The 3,918-nt window shown below is 53.6% G+C and carries 3 protein-coding genes; all 3 read right to left on the bottom strand.

Going from position 1 to position 3,918, the window contains the following annotated elements:
• On the bottom strand, nucleotides 1–1,940 hold a 1,940-nt coding region (locus tag ACLUYS_RS05935; protein WP_412659371.1), incomplete at its 3' end, for a histidine kinase dimerization/phospho-acceptor domain-containing protein.
• On the bottom strand, nucleotides 1,937–2,659 hold the full coding sequence (locus ACLUYS_RS05930; RefSeq protein ID WP_230267449.1) for a response regulator transcription factor: 723 nt from the start codon (nucleotides 2,657–2,659) through the stop codon (nucleotides 1,937–1,939). The genes ACLUYS_RS05930 and ACLUYS_RS05935, both read right to left, overlap by 4 nt.
• Before the next feature lie 390 nt (nucleotides 2,660–3,049).
• The coding region (locus ACLUYS_RS05925; protein ID WP_412659370.1) for a hypothetical protein at nucleotides 3,050–3,918 on the bottom strand (869 nt) is incomplete at its 5' end.

Raw genomic sequence — 3,918 nt, 5'->3', positions numbered from 1 at the left:
TTGGAAAACAGGTTGTCGATGACGCGGACCATCTTGTTCGGATCGAGATCGATCATGACCGGTCCGTCCAGATTCATAATCGTTTCGAGCTGTTTTTCCGCCAGCGTATCGATCCATTCGGCCTGCACCTGTTCGACCAGTTCACACAGATCGATGTGAACGAGATCGAGTACGATATCGCCGCTGGTCGCCTTGGTGATATCAAACAGGTCTTCAATCAGCGAAGCCAGACGGGCGGAATAATTTTGAAGATGGCTGGCGTAATGATGAATATCGTCCATGTTGTCGGACATGCTGATGAGCTCGGAATAGCTCTGAATGCCCGCTACTGGCGTCTTCAAGTCGTGCGAAACGTTGGAAATCAGCTGGGACTTGGACACCTGGCTGGCCAGTCCTTCGTTGCGCGCGTTTTCGTAATTGCCCGCAATATGGACCAGATCACTGACGATCGGATTGAACATGCCGGCTTTTTCCGGCTTGAACTCGCTGTAGTTGCCCATGGCCAGAGAATGCGAAGCATCCAGAACGTGCTGAAAATCCTGCGATATGGCTTTGGCAATGCCGACTGCAAAAAGAATGGCGATCAGGCAGCTGATCAGCACAGCCGCAATCAGTCCAAAAAGGTCGAAAAACAGGACGCCAAGAAGCATGAATGCTCCCGTCAGAACGATCCATAAAGCAGATAGTATCGTCAGACGGAATACGGGCATGTGCCGGTTTTGCGAAGAGAAGCTTTCCAGAATCCAGTCCTGGGCATGCACATAACCCCAGTAGCAAAGAGAATCCTGTTCCACAAAAGCTGCCGGACCCATTTTGAAAATGCGCTTAATGTAGAGCGCGATCAACGCGACAGTCATAAAAACCAGGAACCAGAGCAGAATGACGGTCGCCCAGGCGACCAGTTCCGCCTGCCAGTCGTTCATCGCAAAGGAAAGGTACTGCGCCTTCAGCGAACCGTTCGCAAAATTCATCGTGACACGGTTCAGGCCTGGGGAAAGAATCGCGTACATACCGCCAAGAACGAGAATCGCAAACAGCGCCTTCATCCGGCTGAGCTGTGTCAGTAAAGGCAGCCCTTCTTCCAGCCGGTAGCGAAAGAGCAGGACGAACAGAACCACGACGATGGATCCGTATAACATACAGAAATCAAATCCGGTCTGGTTGACGTCCGCAGCGACGCGGGCGACTACGCCGCCGTTGGGCTGCAGCGTTTTGGGTACGTAGTAATGAATGGAAAAATCGTCCGGGAGCACCAGCGAATACGCGTATTCGCAGCCGCTTGGCGAATTGCGCCGCTCTTCGGGAACGAGCGCCGGATTGACGAGAATCGAACGCGCCCTCGAAAAGGAGACGTCCGGCTGAATTGCCCCGGAATACGTGATGCCGCCCGCGGAAGAGCGGATCGTGTAGTCGAGTGCACCGTCGGTCTGGTTATACGAATCTTTCCAGTTGTGGGAATACTCGTTTCCGCCGTAGCGGATAATCCAGGCGAGGTTGGAATCGCGCGCCAGAGATTCGGCGGAAGAGCGAATGCTGTTGCCGGCGTTTTCCTCGATGTACTGCCGTATCGTCGAATCGGTTTCCTCATCCGTTTTCAGCCATTCGGTGCCCGGAACTAGCGATCTGGCCCGGACCACCGCCATGGCTTCGAGCGACGGGGCCAGCGCTTCGGTAAAGACATCGAGCGTTTCTTCCCCCTGCAGGGTAATTTTGGACGTCAGTTTGGTCGCCAGCGTACTCAGGATGAGCAGCAAAATGCAAAGCAGGCAGGTAAACACTTTCGCACCGTTCGATTTCCCGCTTTTTTTCAGTTCCGGCTTTGCCGATTGAAAGCTGGTGCTGCTTTTGGGCTCGTCTTCAAAGGCTGTATTCGGCGCGCTCTGCGTGCTGTCCAGACTTGCCGTCGAAGCCGGCTCGATCAGCCGGGCTCCGCTTATCATGCCGTCAGAGGATCTTTGCGCATTTTGTAGCCGAGGCCCCAGACCACCTGAATGTACTGCGGCTTTTTCGGATCCTCTTCGATTTTTTCACGCAGTTTTCGAATGTGGACGGTAATGGTTTCGGTCGAAATCGCATCTTCTTTCCAGACCAGCTCATAAATCTCGGCTGCGGAATAGACACGCTCGGGATGGCGCATGAGCAGTTCAAGAATCTGGAATTCCTTCGGGGTAAGATGCACCGGCTCATTGCGGACAAACACTTCCTTGGTCATCGGATTCAGAGACAGATCGCGGTTGACGAGCGAAGCGTTATCGGGTTCATCCTTGGCGTTTTTCATTTCCAGAAAACTGTCGTAGCGGCGCAGCTGCGCCTTGACGCGGGCGAGCAGTTCCATGGACGAAAACGGCTTGGTCAGATAGTCGTCGGCACCGATCGTCAGGCCGTTGATCTTATCGACTTCTTCGGATCTTGCCGAAAGGATAATAATCGGGAAATCATAATTTTTACGGACTTCCTGAATCATGGTCAGACCGTCCATGACCGGCATCATCAGATCGACGATGGCCAGATGAATTTTGTCTCCCGCTTTGCCAAGCTCTTCCAGGCCCTGTGCGCCGTTGGCGGCCAGCAGGACCTCGTAGTTTTGTGAACGAAGATAAATCGCAATCGCATCGCGAAGCCCCTTTTCATCTTCAACAACAAGAATCGTATGGTTCATCGTGTTCCCCTCTTTCTTTTCCTGTCTCCAGACGGATCGGAATTTCCCGTTTGCCTGCCGCGTATGTTCGCGCCAGAGCTTCCAGTCTGGTTTTATCTTCTAATTCTGGTGTCTGCACAGGCTTTTCTTAAGCAGACACTATGCTTTCAGTATAAAGCGCCGTATGCATCTGCGCGCTTTTTTAAGAAAACCTTCAGATGGCCGGAAGAATTTTTCCAGAAGCCCTCTGGATGGACCAGATGCGATGCAAGGCTGCAGAAAGCTTTCTCCAAACACTCTCCAGTTGGAGAGAATTCTTGCCGATTTCCGTAAAAAAAGCCCCGCAGACTGCGGAGCAAAAGCGCTTCATAAAGCAGGACCATCCAGGGATTCGATCCGCATTTTTTGCCCTTATCGGACCGCCGTTTTATTGCGTACGGCTTTCTTTTCCCCGGTCCGGTTTTCCTGCAGATCCGAAAGACCGGCCAGCCGGCGCGCTCGATCTTCCATCGCCTTTCGTCTGGCCCGCTCGAGCATGACGCTCTGCAGCGAGGTATGTTCCAGACCCGCATTCGCACGGTTTCGATGCTTCGACTTTGGTGCATGCACTCGTTCGGCGCTTCTGACCGGGCGGCGAAAGCGGATCGGCCGCATGCCGCCGGTACAGAACAGATGGACGCCGGTTATCAGCACGATCAGTAAAAGAATGAAAACGAGTCTTCGCTCCGGTACGGCAAGCAGACCGAGCAGAAGCAAAACGAAGTACAGCCCCCACCGGCCGGCGCTCGCTTCCCAGTCGCAGCGCGTGAGCCAGAACCAGCACGGATAGCTCACCAGCAAAACGATCGGTCCGCAAAATACCAGGGTGATCATGCTCGAAACATCCATGAGCAGACCGGCCAATATCTGACCAACGACGCACAGGACAAGGTTTCGCATCGCTTCTTCAAATTTAAAGCGGCCGCAGACCATGAGAAAGGAAAGCAGCAGGCTGATCAGAATTGTAAACGGGATCCGGGATCCTTCCCCGGAAGCCAGAAGCAGGCCGCTGGCCATGCCGACAATGCCGGCGCCAAACCAGAACAGCGAGCTCTTCCAGTACTTTTTTATATTTCGGCTGCAGTGCCTTGTCCAGAAGCGCGTCCGGTCACAAAATTTCTTCCATCCTGCGCGCCAGGACGAAGCGGACGGAGCCGACCGGCGTTTTGATCCGTTGTAGACCGCTTTAGGATTTGTCTTTTTTTGTATTGCCGAGTCCATGCGCTCACCTCGCTTTCCAG

This window comes from Allobaculum sp., assembly GCF_047010065.1.
In the GTDB taxonomy this organism is placed as follows: Bacteria; Bacillota_I; Bacilli_A; order Erysipelotrichales; family Erysipelotrichaceae; genus Allobaculum; species Allobaculum fili.
The sequence above is the reverse complement of the archived record's forward strand: the minus strand, read 5'-3'. Positions and strand labels throughout refer to the sequence as shown.